General features: G+C 71.4%; 13 protein-coding genes. 6 read left to right on the forward strand and 7 right to left on the reverse strand.

What is annotated here, in order from left to right; translation table 11 throughout:
* Positions 1-6 precede the first annotated feature (6 nt).
* From AC4IJH_RS03480 to AC4IJH_RS03490, 3 genes are all read left to right on the forward strand, one after another.
* Positions 7-1,083, forward strand: coding sequence for an FAD-dependent monooxygenase (locus AC4IJH_RS03480; RefSeq protein ID WP_490849966.1), 1,077 nt, complete (start codon positions 7-9; stop codon positions 1,081-1,083).
* A gap of 724 nt (positions 1,084-1,807) precedes the next feature.
* Complete coding sequence (locus AC4IJH_RS03485; RefSeq protein ID WP_490850041.1) at positions 1,808-3,145, forward strand: M20/M25/M40 family metallo-hydrolase; 1,338 nt, start codon at positions 1,808-1,810, stop codon at positions 3,143-3,145.
* Entirely contained in the window at positions 3,142-4,674 is a 1,533-nt protein-coding gene (locus AC4IJH_RS03490) for a YfcC family protein (RefSeq protein ID WP_490849967.1), read from the forward strand. The genes AC4IJH_RS03485 and AC4IJH_RS03490 overlap by 4 nt, the downstream gene beginning before the upstream one ends.
* Positions 4,675-4,808: 134 nt before the next feature.
* On the opposite strand, the gene AC4IJH_RS03495 is transcribed toward AC4IJH_RS03490, so the two are convergent.
* From AC4IJH_RS03495 to AC4IJH_RS03505, 3 genes are all read right to left on the reverse strand, one after another.
* Positions 4,809-6,692 (reverse strand): DNA/RNA helicase domain-containing protein, encoded by a 1,884-nt coding sequence (locus AC4IJH_RS03495; RefSeq protein WP_490849968.1) that lies wholly within the window; start codon positions 6,690-6,692, stop codon positions 4,809-4,811.
* 100 nt (positions 6,693-6,792) lie between these two features.
* Positions 6,793-8,811 (reverse strand): DNA/RNA helicase domain-containing protein, encoded by a 2,019-nt coding sequence (locus AC4IJH_RS03500; RefSeq protein ID WP_490849969.1) that lies wholly within the window; start codon positions 8,809-8,811, stop codon positions 6,793-6,795.
* Between the two features lie 195 nt (positions 8,812-9,006).
* Positions 9,007-9,135, reverse strand: coding sequence for a DUF6408 family protein (locus tag AC4IJH_RS03505; protein ID WP_490849970.1), 129 nt, complete (start codon positions 9,133-9,135; stop codon positions 9,007-9,009).
* 405 nt (positions 9,136-9,540) lie between these two features.
* On the opposite strand from AC4IJH_RS03505, the gene AC4IJH_RS03510 reads away from it, so the two are divergent.
* A complete protein-coding gene (locus tag AC4IJH_RS03510) occupies positions 9,541-11,535 on the forward strand; it encodes a hypothetical protein (RefSeq protein ID WP_490849971.1) in 1,995 nt (664 codons plus the stop codon).
* 84 nt (positions 11,536-11,619) lie between these two features.
* Here the strand turns inward: AC4IJH_RS03510 and AC4IJH_RS03515 are convergent, their stop codons facing one another.
* Positions 11,620-13,266 carry a translation initiation factor 2 gene (locus tag AC4IJH_RS03515; protein ID WP_490849972.1) on the reverse strand — a complete coding sequence of 549 codons (1,647 nt, stop codon included), beginning with the start codon at positions 13,264-13,266 and terminating at the stop codon, positions 11,620-11,622.
* 429 nt (positions 13,267-13,695) lie between these two features.
* On the opposite strand from AC4IJH_RS03515, the gene AC4IJH_RS03520 reads away from it, so the two are divergent.
* Positions 13,696-14,670 (forward strand): fibronectin type III domain-containing protein, encoded by a 975-nt coding sequence (locus AC4IJH_RS03520; protein WP_490849973.1) that lies wholly within the window; start codon positions 13,696-13,698, stop codon positions 14,668-14,670.
* 140 nt (positions 14,671-14,810) lie between these two features.
* On the opposite strand, the gene aceB is transcribed toward AC4IJH_RS03520, so the two are convergent.
* On the reverse strand, positions 14,811-16,433 hold the full coding sequence (gene aceB, locus AC4IJH_RS03525) for a malate synthase A (RefSeq protein ID WP_490849974.1): 1,623 nt from the start codon (positions 16,431-16,433) through the stop codon (positions 14,811-14,813).
* Between the two features lie 273 nt (positions 16,434-16,706).
* Entirely contained in the window at positions 16,707-17,279 is a 573-nt protein-coding gene (locus AC4IJH_RS03530) for a nucleotidyltransferase family protein (protein WP_490850042.1), read from the reverse strand.
* A gap of 480 nt (positions 17,280-17,759) precedes the next feature.
* On the opposite strand from AC4IJH_RS03530, the gene AC4IJH_RS03535 reads away from it, so the two are divergent.
* Complete coding sequence (locus AC4IJH_RS03535; RefSeq protein ID WP_490849975.1) at positions 17,760-18,053, forward strand: DUF5955 family protein; 294 nt, start codon at positions 17,760-17,762, stop codon at positions 18,051-18,053.
* A 23-nt stretch (positions 18,054-18,076) separates the two neighbouring features.
* Here the strand turns inward: AC4IJH_RS03535 and AC4IJH_RS03540 are convergent, their stop codons facing one another.
* On the reverse strand, positions 18,077-18,880 hold the full coding sequence (locus AC4IJH_RS03540) for an IclR family transcriptional regulator (protein ID WP_490849976.1): 804 nt from the start codon (positions 18,878-18,880) through the stop codon (positions 18,077-18,079).
* Positions 18,881-19,046 lie beyond the last annotated feature (166 nt).

Here is a 19,046-nt window from a genome sequence, read left to right on the forward strand (position 1 = left end):
GGGTCCATGAAGCCCACGGCGGTCGTCATCGGCGGCGGCATCGGCGGTCTGGCCACCGCCGCCCTGCTGGGCCGGGGCGGCTGGTCCGTCGACGTCCTCGAACGGTCCGCCGCACTCCCCGCCGCCGGCACCGCGCTGGGCATGTGGCCCTCCGCGCTGCGTGCCCTGGACGCCCTCGGCGTGGGCGCGCAGGTACGCGCCCTGGGGCGGCCGCAGACCGGCGGCGCCTTCCTGCGCCCCGACGGCAGCCGCATCGCCACCCTGGACACCGCGGGCATGGTGCGCCGTACCGGCGACGCCGTCCGCCTCCTGTCCCGCCCCGCGCTGCTGCGCTGTCTGTACGACGCCGTCCCGCCGGGCACCGTCCGCTTCGGCGAACCCGTCGAGGACATCCGCGAGCGGGCCGCCGCGTACGACGTGGCCATCGCCGCCGACGGGATCAACAGCCCGGCTCGCACCGCCCTGTTCGGCCCCGCCCACCGCGCGGTGTACGTGGGCGCCACCTCCTGGCGCGGCACGGTCCCGGGCGGGACCGGAGCCGTCACCGAGACCTGGGGCGAGGGCCTGCGCTTCGGCATCACCCCGCAGGAGGGCGGGCGCACCAACTGGTTCGCCTGCGCCTGGGTGCCCAGCGGGCTCAGCGCGCCCGACGGCGAAGTCGCCGAGCTGCGCACGCGGTTCGGGCACTGGCACGCCGAGGTGCGCGGCGTCCTGGACCGTATCGGCGCCGACGGGCAGGCCACCGTGCTCCGGCACGACCTGTACCGCCTGGCCCCGCCGCTCCCCTCGTACGTCAAGGGCCGTATCGCCCTCATCGGGGACGCCGCCCGCGCCATGACCCCCGACCTCGGGCGCGGCGCCTGCGAGGCGCTGGTGGACGGCGTGACCCTGGCCCGCGCCCTGCTGACCGAGCCCACCGTCCCGGCCGCACTGCACTCCTACGACACCACCCGCCGCCCCACCACCCACAAACTCGCGCGCACCGCACGCCTGATGAACCGCATGGCCCACACCCGCCACCTGACCCCCTTACGCGACGCGGCCCTCCGCGCCGCCCTCACCATGGGCGGCCCACCCACGTAACTCGGGACCCCTGCCTCCCCGCGCCCTCACACGTACCTCCGAGCACTCGGGCTTTCTGCCTGCCCCCAACAGACCGTCACTTCCTGCCCCTCGTACGCCCCGACGCTGCTTGGGGCGCCGCCGCGCCCCTCGTCCTGGCGGGGGCGCGCTCCGGCGGACCGTCGCCACCTGCACCTCGTACGTCTCGATGCTGCTCCGGACGTCGCCGTGCCCCGCCTGTCCCGGTGGGCGGGGCGCTCCGGCGGACCGTCGCCACCTGCACCTCGTACGTCTCGACGTTGCTCCGGGGATCGCCAAGCCCCGCCCGTCCCGGTGCGCGGCCGTTCTCCGACGACCCGTCACCTCCCGCACCCCGTATGCCCCGACGCTGCCCAGCCCCTCGGTCCGCCCGTCGTGTTCTCGCGAGTCGCGACCCCGTCCGGTCCGGGCCGGGCCTCCCTCCCCCTCCGCCCCGCTTGCCGAAGCGTGCCCTGATTTGCCCTATATGCTGCATGATCGTCACGAGGCAACCGGCATGTCGACAGCGAACAGATCGACAGCAAACAAATCAACAGCAACAGCAACAGCAAGAGCAACCGCTGTAGCGGCGGCGGCACACGGCACGGAAAGGGGTTCCGCGGTGGACCTGGCAGTCAACGGCCCGGCGGGCGGCGGCGCGGGAGCGGGCGACGAGGGCGGCAACAGCGCGGGCGGCGACGGGCTCGCGGCCACGGTCGACGCGCTGATGGACGGCCTGTGCGCCGACCTCAGGCGCCTGGCGGCGATCCCCTCGATCGCCTTCCCCGGCTTCCCGCCCGAGCCTGTCCTCGCCGCCCGCGACGCGGTCGTCGAACTCCTGCGGGACGCCGGTGTCGAGCAGATCGGCGAACTCGCCCTCCCCGACACGGCCCCCATCATCACCGGCGAGATCCCGCCCCCGCACCCGGGCGCCCCCACCGTCCTCCTCTACGCCCACTACGACGTCCAGCCGCCCGGCGACGAGGCGCTGTGGGCCTCCCCGCCCTTCGAGCCCACCGACTTCCAGGACCCGGAGTACGGACCGGCCATCCGCGCCCGCGGCATCGCCGACGACAAGTCCAACCTCCTGGTCCACATCGGCGCCCTGCGCGCGTACCGGGGCCGCCCGCCGGTCGGCATCAAGATCGTCTTCGAGGGGCAGGAGGAGTACGGCAGCGCCTTCGACGACTACCCGCCCACCGACCCCGACCGCTTCGCCTGCGACGCGATGGTCATCGCCGACACCGGCAACATCCGCCCCGGCACCCCCACCCTCACCACCGCCCTGCGCGGCGCCGCCGAACTGACCGTCGAGGTCCGCACTCTGGACGCCGCCGTGCACAGCGGCGAGTACGGCGGCGCCGCCCCCGACGCGCTGCTCGCCCTCCTCAAGGCCCTGGCCACCCTCCACGACGTCCACGGCGACGTCGCCGTCGAGGGCCTGCGCCGCGAGCCGTGGGAGGGAACCACCTTCACCGACCAGGAGTTCAGGGAGCTGGCCGGGGTCCGCCCCGGCATGCCGCTGATCGGCTCCGGCGGCCTGGGCGAGCGCCTGTGGAGCGGCCCGGCCATCACCGTCATCGGCCTGGACGCGCCCTCCGTCGAGCACGCCGCCTCTGCCGTCGTCCCCTGGGCCCGCGCCAAACTCAACCTGCGCGTACACCCCCAACAGGACCCGGGCGAGGCCCTGTCCGCGCTCGTGGCCCACCTGGAGAAGCTGCGTCCGTACGGCATCGCGCTGACCGTCACCCCCGGCGACGCGGGCCCCGGCTTCGAGGCGGACACCGGCGGCCCGGCCTACCGCGCGGCCCGTACCGCCCTGCGCAGAGCCTGGGGCGCCGAGCCCGCGCACGCCGCCACCGGCGGCTCCATCCCCCTGGTCAACGGCCTGGCCAGGGCCGTACCGGGCGCCGAGATCCTCCTCTTCGGCGCCGAGGACAACCTCTGCAACCTGCACGGCCCCAACGAACGCGTGCTGCTGTCCGAACTGCGCGCCGCGGTCCTGGCCGAGGCCGCCTTCCTGCACGAGTACGCCGCCGCCCACCGCCCCGGAGGCACCTCATGACGGACCAGCAGACCGACGCCGAACCCCAAGCCCCTTCCCCCAAGGGCAAGTTCACCTTCCCCAGCGCGCTGACCGTCCTGGCCCTGGTCACCCTCGCCGTCTGGGTCCTGGCCTTCGTCATCCCCGCCGGCTCCTACGACCGCGACGGCTCCGGCACCCCCATCCAGGGCACCTACCACCGCGAGGAGTCCTCCCGCTCCTTCCTGGACCGCCTCAACGACCTCTTCCTCTCCCCGGTCAACGGCCTGTACGGAGTCCAGGACGCCAAGACAGGGCAGGTCGGCCCGACGCTCAGCGGCGAGCTCTACGGCAGCGCGGGCGTCTTCCTGTTCGTCCTGGCCATCGGCGCGTTCATCACCGTCGTCTTCTCCACCGGCGCCCTGGACCGCGGCATCGGCCGCCTCGCCCACCGCCTCCGCGACCGCGGCGCGCTGCTGATCATCGGCATCATGGCCGTCTTCTCCCTCCTGGGCACCGTGGAGGGCTTCGCCGAGGAGACGCTCGGCTTCTACGGCCTGGTCGTCCCCCTCATGCTCGCGCTCGGCTACGACCGCATGGTCGCCACCGCCGCCATCATCCTCGGCGCCGGCATCGGCGTCCTGTGCTCCACCGTCAACCCCTTCGCCACCGGCGTCGCCTCCTCGGCGGCCGAGGTCTCCCTCGGCGACGGCATCGTGCTGCGGGTGGCGATGTGGCTGGTCCTGACCGCCGTCACCATCGCCTACGTCGTCCGCTACGGCCGCCGCGTCCAGGCGGACCCCGACCGCTCCCTGGTCGGCTTCCTCCCCGGCGACCGAGACCACGCCCGCTCCCGCGAGGACGCCGCCGAACCGCCGCCGCTCACCGGCCTGCACAAGGCGGTCCTGGTGACCGTCGCCCTGGTCTTCACCTTCATGATCTTCTCGGTCATCCCCTGGTCGAGCGCCCTGACCGGCGACAGCGACGCCGCCCCGTACGCCTTCGAACTGGACTGGTCCTTCCCGCAGTTGGCCGCCATGTTCCTCGTCGCAGCCGTCCTGGTCGGCGTCATCGCGCGGATGAACGAACGCACACTCAGCGCCACCTTCGTCCAAGGCGTGGCCGACTTCATCTCCCCGGCCCTGGTCATCGTCCTCGCCCGCGGCGTCACCACGATCATGAACAACTCCAAGATCACTGACACCGTTCTGCACTCCATCGAAGGCGTCGTCTCGGGCACCCCCTCCGCCCTCTTCGGCATCATGGTCTTCCTCGTCAACCTCCCCCTCGCCTTCCTCATCCCTTCCACCTCGGGCCACGCCACCCTCGCCATGCCCATCCTGGCCCCCCTCGCCGACTTCGCGGGCGTCTCCCGCGCCGTCGTCGTCACCGCCTGGCAGGCCGCCAGCGGCTGGATGAACCTCTGGGTCCCCACCACCGCCGTCATCATGGGCGGCGTCTCCCTGGCCAAGGTCGGCTACAACACCTACCTCCGCTTCGCCTGGCCCCTCCTGACCATCCTCTTCACCCTCATCTGCGCCTTCGTGGCCCTGGGGGCGGTTCTCACCTAGCCCGCGAGAATGGGAGAGGGGCCTTGAGACCCTGGCAGCCGTGGTCAACGGAGCCCGGCCCGTGGCGGAACAGCGGCCGCTGCGACATCAGCCGGAATGCTGCGGCCACGCTGTGACCCGAGCGGGACGGGCGCTCAGGCCACGGGCTGCCGTGCGCTGGTCCCGTGGACCAACTGGCGCAGCTTCGCGCGGGTCTCGGCGTCCGTGGAGTAGATCACCGTACCGACCATGCCGCGCGTCAGCAGCACCTTGTACGTGTTGCGGATCAGCCGGTCCACGTCGGCGTCCGGGGTGGACTTCTTGAACACCGGATCCTTGGATGCCGTGCGGTCGGTGACCCAGCGATCGTCGCGCCACACGAGGTCGGGCCCGAGGATCACGCCGCTCCAGTCGTACTCGAACCCCTGGGCGGTGTAGACGCAGCCGACCTGCCCGAACCCCGCCGGGTCGGTTGCCCACAGCGCGGCCGGGGGCGCGCCGGCCACCGCGCGTTCGCCGTATACGTTCCACGGCCGGGCCCAGTCGCCGATCACGACGTCAGCCGGGAGCGCCTGCCCGGACGGGACCTTCGTCGTCCACGTCCAGCAGTAGCCGGCGGACATCCGTGCGCCGTATCCCTCGTTGCGGCGTGCGAGAAGGAACTCCTCCAATTCCTCGGGGCTGTCGACCACTTCCAGGCCGACCTTCCCGTCGGGTTCCCACACGACCTCCCCGCCGGGTTCGAGGCCGAGCAGCCGGACCACCCAGCGCAGAAACGCATCACTGCCTCCGCAGCGGAACTGGCTGTCCAGCGGCACGACACGGCAACTGAGCCCCTTGGCCGAGGCGGCGGCCTTGATCTCCTCGACGGTTCCCATTTCCCCCGGCCGCACCACCTGATGCTCATCGAGGAGGAAGACGGGTACCCGAGCGGCATCGATGAGTTCCTCGACCTGCGCTTTCTCGGTGCGCTGATTGGCAGGGGTGTAGCGATTGGCCGACGTTCTACGAATGCGATGGGCCTCGTCGCAGATCAGCACGTCGAGGGCATTCTTCTCCGCCACCATGAAGCTGTTGAAGTACTTGAAGAGATCCTGGACTTCACGCTTTCGCGCCCCGGCCACCTTGCGCATCGTCTTGGTGAAGGCGCTGGATCCGGTCGCGTGCAGTGCGGGGACGCCGCGTCGGTAGAGCTCCCCCAGCAGCGACAGCGCGATGACGCTCTTGCCGGTGCCCGGACCGCCGGTGACCACCACCACTTCCTTGTGATCGGCCTCCTTCGCCTTCCGGACCGCCGTCAGAACCACTTCGTACGCCACCCGCTGTTCGTCCAGCAGCACGAACTGCTCCCGCTCGCGCACCTCCTGAGCCGCCAAAGAGATGAGCTGCTTGGACGGCCGTACCTTCCCCGCCAGCAGCGCATCGGCAGCAGCCGCGCCCGGTGCCGGAGCCAGCCGAGAAGCGAGAAAGTCGATGAACTCCCCGCGGCGTTCCCCGCTGAAGAGCCGTCCACGGGCATCCTGTGCCACCTCGTACAGCCCGCCGATACCGAACTCCGTCGCATTGTGCAGATAGGCGACTCCGGCGATGCGGTCCGCGTGCCCGTCCAGAGCACCGTTGAAGGACAGGAGGTAGTCGCAGTACCCGCGCACCTGCTCGATGGGATTGAGCACAGGCCGGGTGTACGCGTCCACGCGGCACAGCAGAGGCTCACCGTCCTCCGGCTCCGCCTGGCTCCACTGCTTCAGCTCCACGACGATGTACGACGGTTCGCCCGTCGTGGGGTGCACACCCGCGAGCACGGCATCCGCCCGCTTGCTGTTGAGCGGCAGCCCGTACTCCAGCATCACCTCGACCTGCCCCAGCCCGGCATCCCCCAGCGCGTTGACCAGCGCCGGAATGCTGCGCTCCCAGGACCGCACCTCCGAGGCACCCGGCTTGTGGCCGTGCACGTGCACGAACTGCTCCGTGAGTCGGAAATACAGGGAGCCGGACAGAATCTCGGCAGCGACCGCTGACACGGAATCACGGAACAGCAAGGAATGCCCCCAGGCAGCACGAAGTAACTCGTGCGGGTGGGGGCATGTCCTTCGAGACTCCGCTGGCGCGGAGCGGAAGCCCGGCGGGCCGCAGTGACGATCAGTCGAATTCTATCGCGAGCTGTTCCGAGACGGCCTGTTCCTTCTCCGTGGGCGGGGGAGCGGGCTTCCGCTTCCTCTTCGGCCTGGCCAGCGGGGAGTCGGCGACCGTTCCGGAAATCAGTCCACGCAGAGCGTTCCGGGTCAGGGTGTCCTGTGAGTACACGACGATGCCGCGCCGGGCTCGGGTCAGCAGTACGTGGTAGGCGTGCCGAATCAGCCGGTTCACCTGCTCGTCGCTCACGGTCGAGACCTTGAGTTTTCCGTCGAAGGTCTTGGTGCGGTCGGTGATGAATCCGCCGTCACGCCACACCAGGTCGGGTCCGATGATGACGCCTGCCCAGTCGAACTCGAAGTTCTGCGCGGTATAGATACAGCCGATCTGTCCGAAACCGCGTGGGTCGGTCGCCCACTGGCTCGTCTCGGGCACATCGTCGACCTGAACCCCCTCCTTAGCGTTCCACGGGCGGTGCCAGTCGCCGATCTGGACCTCTACCAGCAACTCGCCGTTCTTGGGCGTCTTCCACTCCCAGCAGAAGCCGGCCGTCATGCGCGCCTGGGCGCTCTCCTCGCGTATCCGCTGCTCGAGGAACGTCTCCATTTCTTCGGGGCTCTCCGCCAGCCGCACATCGAACCGACCGTCAGGTACCCACACTGGCGCATCGGTTGTCCTGAGGCTGAGCAACTGTGTCACCCACTCACGGAAGGCGACGCTGCCCTCGGCGCGGAACATCCCCGGCAGCTCGATGACCTCAGTGGTGCACCCGCATGCCTCGGCACGCTCCTTGAGATACGCCACCGTCCCCACTTCGTCCGGGCGCAACGACTGCCAGTCGTCCAGCAGGAAGACGGGCACCTCGGCGGCGTGGATGAGTTCGTCGGCCTGAGGGCGGTCGAGTTCCTTGACCCACCGCTTGACGTCTCGCCCGTCGGATCTGCGGCGCACCCGATGGGCTTCGTCACAAATGAGCACTTCCAGGGAGTTTTCCTCAAGGTGGCCGAACTGCTGGAAGTACCGGTAGTCCTTGCGGGCCTGCCTTTCCATGGTGCCCTTGTTCCCGCGCCGAGCGGCTGCGACGGCGGCACGGCGCAGGTTGCTGGTGAACGAGCGGGAGCCGCTGGCGTGCACAACATTGCGCCCTTCCTGCTTCAGCACCCGCAGCAGTTCCACGGCGACAGCGGTCTTGCCGCTGCCCGGTCCGCCCTGGATGATGACGACCTTCTTGCGGCTGCTCCCGGCGTCACCGGCGAGAACCTTCTGGTAGACCTCCTGGAAGGCGATCTCCTGTTCCTTTTGGAGAGCGAAGACCGGGTGCGCACTGCCGACACGGCTGAAAGCCTCGCTGGAGGAGGGTGTTTGGTACTCCTGTGCCTGGCACAGCACATCCGCGGCGCGACTCCCCGACGCCCCCGCCTCCAGACGCGTGGTGAGGAAGCCTCTGAACAGATCGAGCTGGTCCCGGGTGTACAGGCGTCCGTGTCGGCAGGGCTTCAGGTCGAAGAGCGAGGCGACCTCGCGGCGGGCGTTGTGCAGCAGTGCGACACCGGCGATCCGGTCGGCGTGCCCGTTCAGCGGGGCAAGATGCTGTACCAGGTATTCGCAGTATCGCTGCACCTGTCGCACCGGATGGAGTTTGGGTTTGTCGTAGCCGGCATCCACCGCGATCGGATTGGTCGGTGAGACCACGGCCTTGCGCCACTGCTTGAGTTCCACGACGACGTACGAAAGGTCCTTGGTCTGCGGATGCCGTCCGGCCAGGATCACATCCGCGTCACCCGCCATTCCCGGCGTGGAGTACTCGATCAGTACTTCCACCTCGCCCAGACCACAGGTGAGGAGCGCCTCTATGACGTCCGGGAGACTGTTCTCCCACGACGCGATCAGTCCTTTACCAGGTTGCTTCTTGGCGGGGTGGGACTGGACGTATTCATTGACCAGACGCTCGGTGAGCGGCAGCTGATCGCGTCCTACGGGCTTGATGAGCGGGCCCAGTTCGGCGGCCGTCTTGCGAAGTAACAAGGAATTCCCCACAGGCACGACAGATTTCGTGCGGGTGGGGGCATGTCCCGTGGGGAAGCCCGGCGGGCCGCGATGACTGCTTCGTACACTAGCCCGCCGCGACCTCGAACGCAGCGGGCCCAACGCATCAGGAAGGCATGAGCCGGCTGCGCACGAAGAAATTGGCGGGTCCCCAGGACCCGCCACCCGACGGCATCAGCCGAAGAGGCGAACCGCTACGTGCACCAAGCCCCGCACCACGTCGGAGCCAAGGCTGACGGCCAGACCGACAGCGATGTCCCGGATCCAGGTGCGGCGCGGGGGCGTGTACTCGACGGGGCTCATGCCAGGCATCTCCTTGAGGAGTCGGAATGGCAGGGAATTCCCCACCGGGAGTCCGCCCTCACGAAGGTGAGGCCACCATGTGGCATGGATCCACCAGTCCGAAAACCCGCGACTCGTACACCCTCTGGGGGAGGGCGCGCGGCGCGCCTCAACGCTATCGGACAAGTGAATGGCGGCAAAACGGATTTGCCTGTACGGCCGGATATGAGCCTTTGGCTCGATCCGTACGCCTGGTGCCCGTCGATGCGGCCGATATATCGAACGGCAAGGCCCGGCCCCGCCTAGAGTTGCCCCGTGGGTGATGAGGTGCGCAACAGTGTGGGTGGGCGGGCCCGGGTGGGGCAGTTGGTGCAGGTTGGGCAGGTGGGGGAGCTGAATGTGTATGGGGGTGGGGAGGAGGTGGTGGTGCCGTGGCAGGTGCCGCCGGAGGTGGGGCACTTCGAGGATCGGGAGGAGGAGCAGGCGCGGGTGTTCCGGGCCGCCCGGGAGTGGGCGGGGCGGGACGGGCCGTTGGTGGTCGCGCTCAGCGGGCTGGGCGGGGTGGGGAAGACGGCGCTGGGGTTCCGGCTGGCCAGGGCTCTGGAGGAGCGCTGCCCCGACGGGGTGCTGTACGTCGATCTGGATGATGTGCGGCGGGACGGGGGAGTCGAAGTCGCCGAGGTGCTGGGGGAGTTATTGCGGGGGCTCGGGGTCGGTCCGGAGTGGGTGGCGGCGTCGTTCGCCGGGCGCAGCAGACAGTACTGGGACCGGACGCGGGGCCGACGGCTGGTGGTCGTGCTCGACAATGTGCGGTACGGGGCGGAGGCCGTGCCGCTGCTGCCCGCCTCGGCCGGAAGCGTGGCGATCGTCGCCGGGCAGGGGCGGCTGTACGACCTGGAGGACGGCGCCGTCGTAGAAGTCCCGCTGGCCCCGCTCGCGCAGGAGCACGCCGTACGGCTGCTGGCACGCATCGTGGACGACTCCCGGCCGGACGCCGAGCCCGAGGCGCTGGCGGAACTCGCCCGGATCTGCGCAGGGTTGCCCGCGGCACTGAGGGTCGCCGGCCAATGGGTGCGCAGGCACCGGCGGCGCGACATGGCCCGGCTGGTCGGCCAACTCGCCGTCGAGCTGCGCGAGAAGGGGGTGCCGGGTATCGAGGCGGTATGGGACGCGGCGTACGAGGACCTCGGCGGGGAGGCCCGCAGGCTGTACCGGCTGCTCGCGGTGCACCCGGGCCCGGACGTCGCGCCCCCGGGCGCCGCCGCGCTGCTCGGGGACGGGCGGGAGGCGGCCGAGGACGCGCTGGAGGAGCTGGAGAACGCCGGACTGCTGGAGCCGGGTGGGGGCGAAGGCGGCCAATGGCGGGCGCGGATGCACGCGTTGGTACGCGGGCATGCGGCGCGGCGGGCCAGGGCCGAGGGCGCGGAAGGGGAGGCGGCGCAGGCGCGGCAGCGGATCGTGCGCTGGTACCGGAGGCAGGCGCAGCGCGCGGACGTGCTGGCGGCCGGGGAGCGGATGACCTTCGCCGGGCCGGTGCCCGCCGTACCAGGCGTCGAGGACGTCGCGTTCGAGGGGAAGGGCGAGGCGCTGCGATGGCTTGAGGCCGAGCGGCACGCCCTGTACGCCTGCGTACGGATCGCTTATGAGGAGGAGCTGGACGGCGACGCCTGGGGCCTGTGCGAGCCGCTGTGGACACATATGCTCGATCACCCGCGCCCGGCCGAGGCCATCGACGCCTTCCGCGCGGGACGGGATGCCGCACAGCGCGCCGAGCACCTGCCCGCCACGGTCCGCATGCGCTGCCAGCTCGCCCGGCCGCTGTGGGAGCAGGGACGCCACGAGGAGGCGGAGCGGGAGCTGGTGGCGGCGGTACGCGCCACGGAGCTGCTCGGGGGCGCGCCGCAGGAGCGCAAACTGCGCGCCTCGGCCCTGGAATTCCGCGGCAAGCTGTGCACGGTACGCGGTCAATGGGCCGCCGCCGTACCAGACTTCGAGGAGTCCCGGCGCATCCACGGCGAGATCGGCAACGCGTACGGGGTGCTGCTGCTGACGTATCTGCTGGGGCAGGCGCACGCCGCGCTCGGCGAACTCGACCACGCGGTGGCCGAGTTGGAGGCGGCGCATGCGATGGCCGGGGAGCAGGGGCGCGAGCGTATGACCGCGCGCAGCGGATTCGAGCTGGGGCAGGTGCTGCGGCGCACGGGCCGTCCGGATGAGGCGGCGCGGCTGTACGAGGCCGCTCTCGCCGGGGCGCGCCGCCGGGGATCCACGTTCGACGAGGTGCGCGTGCTGGAAGCCCTCGCCGAAGTGTCCGAGGCCACGGACGGCGAGACGGCGGCCGCCTGTCGCGAGGCGGCCCGCGCGATCCGGGAGCGGGAGGGCGGGGGCCGGGAGGAGGATCTTTCGGAAGGGCGCGCCTAGCGGCCGGGGTTGCCGGGTGTGGCGCTCGTGAGGTCGCAGGCCGGTGGGGGTGGTCGCGCAGTTTGCCGGGTTCCTGAGTCCGGCTCAGAGCTCGTGGGAGGCCTCGGCGGCCGTGCTGGGGGTGAGGTGGATGCGGTAAGTGCGGTGGCCCAGGGTGCAGTTGAGGGTGTGGGGCGGGGTGGGGGTGGTGGAGAGGCGGGCGTGCAGGGCGGAGAGGGCGGCGGACGGATCGGGGCGGAAGACGCGGCCGGAGTCCTCGTGGGGTTCGATGCGGGCCGTCAGGAGAGGGGTGTCGAGGCGGCGCAGTACGCACACGGTGGGGGAGAGGATCGCGGCGGCGGTGCGGCAGCCGGGGTAGGTGGCGAGGGCGTGGGCAGTCCAGCCCGCGGCGGTCCATGCGGCGGTGCCGGGTTCGGCGCGGGCGCGGCGGAAGAGGAGTGCGGCGCTGTGGGTGTGGCGGATCGCGGCCGCGTTCTCCTCGGCCGCCATGTGGTGAGCGGGAGTGCTCACGTGGGCCGGGTGGCGGTCGATGCGGATGTGGTCGTCGTCCATGTGGGCGCGTACGGCGAAGGCGGTGAGGTGGTCCGCAGGCCGACGCGGCGGCGGGAGGAGGCGGGGCTCGACGGGCGTGCCGGGTGGGGTGAGGCCGAGGTGTGCGTACAGCTCCTCGCGCAGGCGGTGCAGCGCGCGCCCCTGCTCGGCGAAGGCGGGCTCGGCGAGGGCGCGGGTGGCGCCCGGACGGTGCGTGGTCAGGGCGCCGTCGAGGGCTCGCTCGACAGCCCTGCCGATGGCGCTCTGGCTGTCGCTGTCGAGGGCCGTCTCGAAGGCGGTGGGATCGGGCAACTGCGGTATCGAGGACAGGAGTTGGGACATCGGAGAGCCGGGTAGAAGTTCGTCTCCGCCGTCGCGCGCGGCCAGCAGGGGGCGGTCCAGAGCGGCTGCGTACAGGGCCGTCGAGCCGTGGTCGGTGATGACGGCGTCGGCGGCGACGAGGAGTGCGGCCCATTCCTCGTACGGGCGCGTCAGGAGCATGCCGGACGCGAGGGCCGGGGCGAGGCGTTCGCGCAGCTCGTGGCGGCCTGCCGCACTGTGCTCGTTGGGGTGCAGGATCAGCGCCAACTGGTAGGAGTCCAGGGGGAGATGGGCTGCCAGGTGGGCGGGGAGTGAAGGGTGCCGGGCGAGCAGGGACTGCGGGCCCCAGGTGGAGGTGAGGGCGATCAGCCGGCGGTCGCCGGTGTCGAGCGCGGCGCGGTAGCTCTCGCGCCGGCCGCGGGAGGCCAGCAGCCGGTCCAGGGTGGGGTCGCCCACGACGACGGCGTGTTGGGCGGCCGGCGGGCACAGCGCGGCGAGCCGTGCGACCTGGCTGGGGTGGGCGAGGGCGTAGAGGGAGGCCAGGGCGCGGCCGTCGCGCAGCAGGTGGGCGGGGTCCAGGCCGGAGGCGGAGTCGTCCGAACCCTCCCCTGCGACCGTCTTGTTGAAGCCCGCCCCGTGCGGCAGCAGGGCGAGGGGGCCGCGGAGCCGGTGCAGTTCGCCCTTGGGGCTGGCCGCGAGAGTGAGGTCGTACGCCGTGCCGCGGGCCTGCTGCCAGGGCACCACGCGAGCCCCCGCCGAGTCCAGCGCGGCGAGCGCCTCGGCGCCGAACTCGGAGCCGGGTACGAGGGTGAAGCTGCGGCGTATGCGCTCGTCACCGGCGAAGACGGGGAGGGTGTCCAGGAGCCGGTGCAGGGCCACAGCCGAACGGGGCGCGAACAACACCGTCTTGACGGCCGCCCGACTGCCCCGCCCGGACCTCCGGCCCGCTGCCCGCTGCCCGCTGCCCGCTGCCCGCTGCCCGCTGCCCGCTACGTCAGTTTCGATCCTAGTTTGCGGCGAGTTCGCGCGTATAGCACTTTCGTCATTTGGTGCGAACTTCTGCGGGGGGATCGACGGCATGGCCGAGATCGTACTCGGCGGCCCGGCAAGGTGCTGGTGAGGCTTCGCCCCGATCTGTGCGTTCGTGGTGCTGGGGCGGTTCTCACCCGGCGCCATCGCCTGCTGGGTCCGGGTGCGGCGATCGCGTGGGTGCTGTCCGGTTCCACTGGGGCGTGCCGTTCTCTTGAAGCGGGCCGCAGCGGTGTGCCATACAGGTCTGGACCATTGCTGTCAGCCGGAGGTCGCGACATGAAATGCCCCGCCCCTGTAGCCGCTTCGGCCTCCGCCGTCACGCTGCTCTCCCTGCTGCTCGCCGGGTGTGCGGGCGAAGCGGGCGACACCGAGGGTCCTTCGAGACCCACCGGGGTCACCGCGCAGTCCGGCAGCTCGTCCACCGTGCATGTGATGTGGAGTGCGGCCACCGACAACCGGGGTGTCACCGGCTACGAGGTGTACGAGAAGGACAAGGTCGTGAAGAAGGCGGCGGGCGGCACCCTCATGGTCGATATCGTGGGCCTGCGGCCCGGCTCCTCATACACCTTCACCGTGCGCGCCCTCGACGCAGCAGGCAACCGCTCCGTGGCGAGCGCGGCCGTCTCCGCCACCACGCTGCGCGCCGTCGGAGAGGACCGTCGGCCGCCCTCCACGCCGCAGGAGCTGACCGGGCGGGCGGACAAGGCGAAGGCCGGTGTCACCCTGCAGTGGCGCCGGTCCACCGACAACCAGGCCGTGACCGCGTACGACATCTACCAGGCCGGCTCCCGGATCCACACCGTCTCCGGCGCCCAGAGCGGCGCATACCTCGCAGGGCTGCGGCCCGGCACGATCTACTCCTTCACCGTGCGCGCCCGCGACGCGGCCGACAACTCCTCGCCGCACAGTGCCGTCCTCGACCTGACCACAGCCATCGCGCCGGGAGCCGGCCCGAACACCGCACCCACCGGCCTGACCGCGACGGCCCGCTCCAAGGGCGGCGCCCGCAGCATCGAGCTGTCCTGGCAGCCGCCGGAGCTGGGCGCCCCGGTCAAGGAGCATCAGCTGTATCTGAACGGGAAGTTCGCCACCACGATCGTCTGGGGCGCCGAACCTCCCTCCGGCCGCGCGACGTACACCTTCACCGTCCTCGACGCCCCAGGCACCCGCCACTCCCTGAAGATCCGCGCAAAGCTCCCCGACGGTACCTGGGGAGACTTCTCGGCACAGCGCACCGTGGTGATCCGTTAGGCGCCGACCAGCGCCCCTGCCGGTCACCGGCCAGCTCATGCAGCTTGGCATCCGGGTTGGTACCGCAGCAGTGCCCGCGCTGGCGCCCCCGATGCCGTGGCGTGCCGGGGGCGCCAGCGGGCGCAGGGGTGGAGCGCGTCTCAGCCCGTCAGTTGCTCGTAGGCCGGCAGGGTCAGGAAGTCGGCGTAGTCGGTGTCGAGGGAGACCTTGAGGAGGAGGTCGTGGGCCTGCTGCCAGTTGCCGGTGGCGAAGGCGTCGGGGCCGATCTCCTCGCGGATGGCGGTCAGTTCCTCGGCGGCGACCTTGCGGGCCAGCTCCGGTGTGGCGCGCTCGCCGTTCTCGAAGACGACGCCGGCGTTGATCCACTGCCAGATCTGGGAGCGGGAGATCTCGGCGGTGGCGGCGTCCTCCATCAGGTTGAAGATGGCGACGGCGCCCAGGCCCCGCAGCCAGGCCTCGATGTAGCGGATGCCGACCTGGACGGCGTTGCGCAGGCCTTCGTAGGTGGGCTTGGCGTCCAGGGAGTCGATGGCGATGAGGTCACCGGCTGCCACGGAGACGTCTTCGCGGAGCCGGTCCTTCTGGTTCGGCCGCTCGCCCAGCACCGCGTCGAAGGAGGCCATGGCGATCGGGACGAGGTCGGGGTGGGCGACCCAGGAGCCGTCGAAGCCGTCGCCGGCCTCGCGGTCCTTGTCGGCCTTGACCTTCTCGAAGGCGACCTTGTTGACCTCGGCGTCGCGCCGGGAGGGGATGAAGGCCGCCATGCCGCCGATGGCGTGTGCGCCGCGCTTGTGGCAGGTGCGGACCAGGAGTTCGGTGTAGGCGCGCATGAAGGGGGCCGTCATGGTGACCGCGTTGCGGTCGGGGAGGACGAACTTGGCGCCGCCGTCACGGAAGTTCTTGACGATGGAGAAGAGGTAGTCCCAGCGGCCGGCGTTCAGGCCCGAGGCGTGGTCGCGCAGCTCGTAGAGGATCTCCTCCATCTCGTACGCGGCGGTGATGGTCTCGATCAGGACGGTGGCGCGGATGGTGCCCTGGGGGATGCCGACGTAGTCCTGGGCGAAGACGAAGATCTCGTTCCAGAGGCGGGCCTCCAGGTACGACTCCGTCTTGGGCAGGTAGAAGTACGGGCCCTTGCCGAGGTCCAGCAGGCGCTGGGCGTTGTGGAAGAAGTACAGGCCGAAGTCGACCAGGGCGCCGGGCACGGGCTGCCCGTCGAGCTGGAGGTGGCGCTCGTCGAGGTGCCAGCCGCGCGGCCGGGTCACGACCGTGGCCAGCTCGGCGGCGTCCTTGAGGGCGTAGGACTTGCCCGTGCTCTCGTCGGTGAAGTCGATCCTGCGCTGGTAGGCGTCGATCAGGTTGAGCTGGCCCAGGACGACGTTCTCCCAGGTCGGTGCGGAGGCGTCCTCGAAGTCCGCGAGCCAGACCTTGGCGCCGGAGTTGAGGGCGTTGATGGTCATCTTGCGGTCGGTGGGGCCGGTGATCTCCACCCGCCGGTCCTCCAGTGCCGCGGGGGCCGGGGCCACCCGCCAGCTGTCGTCCGCGCGGACGGCCGCGGTCTCCGGGAGGAAGTCCAGCGAGCTGGTGCGGGCGATCTCGGCGCGGCGCTCGGCGCGGCGGGCCAGCAGCTCGTTGCGGCGGGGCGTGAAGCGGCGGTGGAGTTCGGCCACGAAGGCGAGGGCCGCTTCGGTGAGGACCTCGTCCTGACGGGGCAGGGGCCGGGCGTCGACGATGGCCAGCGGGGACGGCGCTGGTGCGGACATGGGCTGTCACTCCATTCAGCGGCGGTGCCTGGCGGCCGCCGGGACACACGGTGCGGCACGGGGTGCCGCCGGTTCCGGGATGCGGTCGCGGGCGCCGTCTGGGGTTCAGGACGCTTCTGACCAGTGGAGAGTAGTTTCCTTATCGCGGAAGTTCAATGGTTTGTTGACATCGAGATTCTCTTCGTCGACACAAGCGGTGATCGAATGACGCGCAGTGCCATCCGGGGGCGCACCCTGATGTCTCCCCGCTGCCGTCCCGTTCCGCACGGGTGCTCACCGCTCCAGGCGGAAGAGGTCCTCGGGGGTGTCGATGTCGTACGGCTCGGCCACGTCCGCGCACTCCACCAAGGCCAGCTCCGCCGCGTGCCGCGCCAGGTAGGCGCGCGCCCCGCGGTCCCCCTCGGAGTCGGCCGCGACCGCCGCCCAGTGCCCGGCGCCGAAGAGCACCGGATGCCCGCGCCCGCCCCCGTACGCCGCCGCTGCCAGCTCCGCCCCGCCCCCGTACGCGGCCACCAGGCGGGCGACGGCCGCCGGGCCGATGCCGGGCTGGTCCACCAGGCAGACCACCGCCGCGCCGGCCCCCGAACCGGCCAGTGACGCCAGCCCCGCCCGCAGCGAAGTGCCCATGCCCCGCGCCCAGTCGGAGTTCTCGGTCACCTCGTACGCCGACAGGTCGGCCCGCTGCCGTACGTCTCCTGCGGCGGCGCCGAGCACGATGTGCACCGGGCCGCAGCCGCCCTCGCGCAGCACCCGCGCCGCGTGCTCCACCAGCGGGCGGCCGCGGAACTCCAGCAGGGCCTTGGGGCGCCCGCCCAGCCGCCGCCCGCCGCCGGCGGCCAGCAGCAGCCCGGCGACGGGGGCCCGGCGGGACGGGGGCGGGGTATATGAGCCATGTGTGGCGTAGGGGGCGCGGGGGCTGTGTGGGTCGTCTGATGCGGACGTCATGCGCCTTGCTTACCCCATGGAGCGGCGCGCGCGGGGCCGACGGAGCGCCGTCGATCCGGTCTTTGTGAGCAGCGGTGTCCGGTGCAAGAAGCGGCGCGTGGGATTCCGCCCGCACCGGCCCCGGCTCTGGTACGGACCTGATGGCCGCAGGGTACGCACTCCGGACAGGTACGTCCGGGGTTGGCCGTCCTGGTGGACATTACCTGTCATCCATCGGTCCGAATTTCGCTCTCTGTATGGCGCGCACAGCACAGGGTGGCGTTAACTGATCCGCGGTCGCGCAGTGGGCCACACTCCGGGTAAAGGAGAAGTGCGTTGCGAAGCGAGTCAACGGCCGTGGAGGGTGCCGTAGTTGTGGAGCAATGGCAGGGGCAGAGGCGAGTGACCGGGATCGAGGACGATCCGCGTGCCGAGGCGCTGCGCAGTGCGGTGTCCCGGCTCCGCCGTGAACTGGCGGGCCACCCGGCCGAGTTGCCCGACCGCGCCGTTGCCGAGGAGGAACTGGCCGCCCTGGACGCCATGGTGCGCGGCGGCGTCCCCGAGGTGCCGCGGTTACGCCGTTCGCTGCTTCTGATCGCGGGTGCGGTCGGTTCGGTCAGCGCGCTGGCATCCGCGCTCACAGAAGTGCGCAAGGTGATCGACCTGTTCGGGGACCTGCCGGGGGCGCGTCACTGATCCGCCCCGGCGGGCCCGCCCGCTCAGGCCGGATTCTGGCTGGCCAGCGCCGCCGACAGCTCCCTGGCGACTTCCTGGAGCACGGGCACGATCTTGTCCGTGGCGGCGTCGGTCACCCGGCCCGTGGGCCCGGAGATGGAGATCGCCGCGGCCGTGGGGGAGTCCGGCACCGGCACCGCCAGGCAGCGCACGCCGATCTCCTGCTCGTTGTCGTCCACGGCGTAGCCGAGCCGGCGGACCTCTTCCAGGGCGTCCAGGAAGACGTCGGGCTCGGTGATCGTCTTCTCGGTGGCGGCCGGCATGCCCGTACGCCCGAGCAGCGCGCGGACCTCCTCCGGCGGGTGCCCGGCCAGCAGGGCCTTGCCCACGCCGGTGGAGTGCGGCAGTACGCGGCGGCCGACCTCGGTGAACATCCGCATGGCGTGCGGCGAGGGGACCTGCGCCACGTACACGATCTCGTCGCCGTCCAGCAGGGCCATGTTGGCGGTCTCGCCGGTCTCCGCGACCAGGCGCGCCAGATACGGCCGGGCCCAGGTGCCCAGCAGCCGGGACGCGCTCTCGCCCAGCCGGATCAGACGGGGGCCCAGCGCATAGCGGCGGTTGGGCTGCTGGCGGACGTAGCCGCAGGCCACGAGCGTGCGCATCAGCCGGTGGATGGTGGGCAGCGGCAGTCCGCTGCTGCTGGAGAGCTCGCTCAGACCCACCTCGCCACCGGCGTCGGCCATCCGCTCCAGCAGGTCGAAGGCGCGCTCGAGGGACTGGACGCCGCCGCTGCCCCCTGCGGGCTTGGCTGCGGCGGCGGAGGTGCTGGCGCTGGACGGCGGCACGTCGCGTTCCTTTCGGGGCTGGTGATGTCGGGTCCGGTTCGGGTCTGCTCAGGCCGGGCCGACCGGAGCAGCCTACCGGTCCGTCCTGTGCGGCACACGGCCTATCGCACAGTCGTTCCCGCCGGTCAGCGTGTGTTTGCCGGTGCCGGGGGCGCGTTGCCGGCGC

This window comes from Streptomyces sp. UF-297 (genome assembly GCF_058245575.1).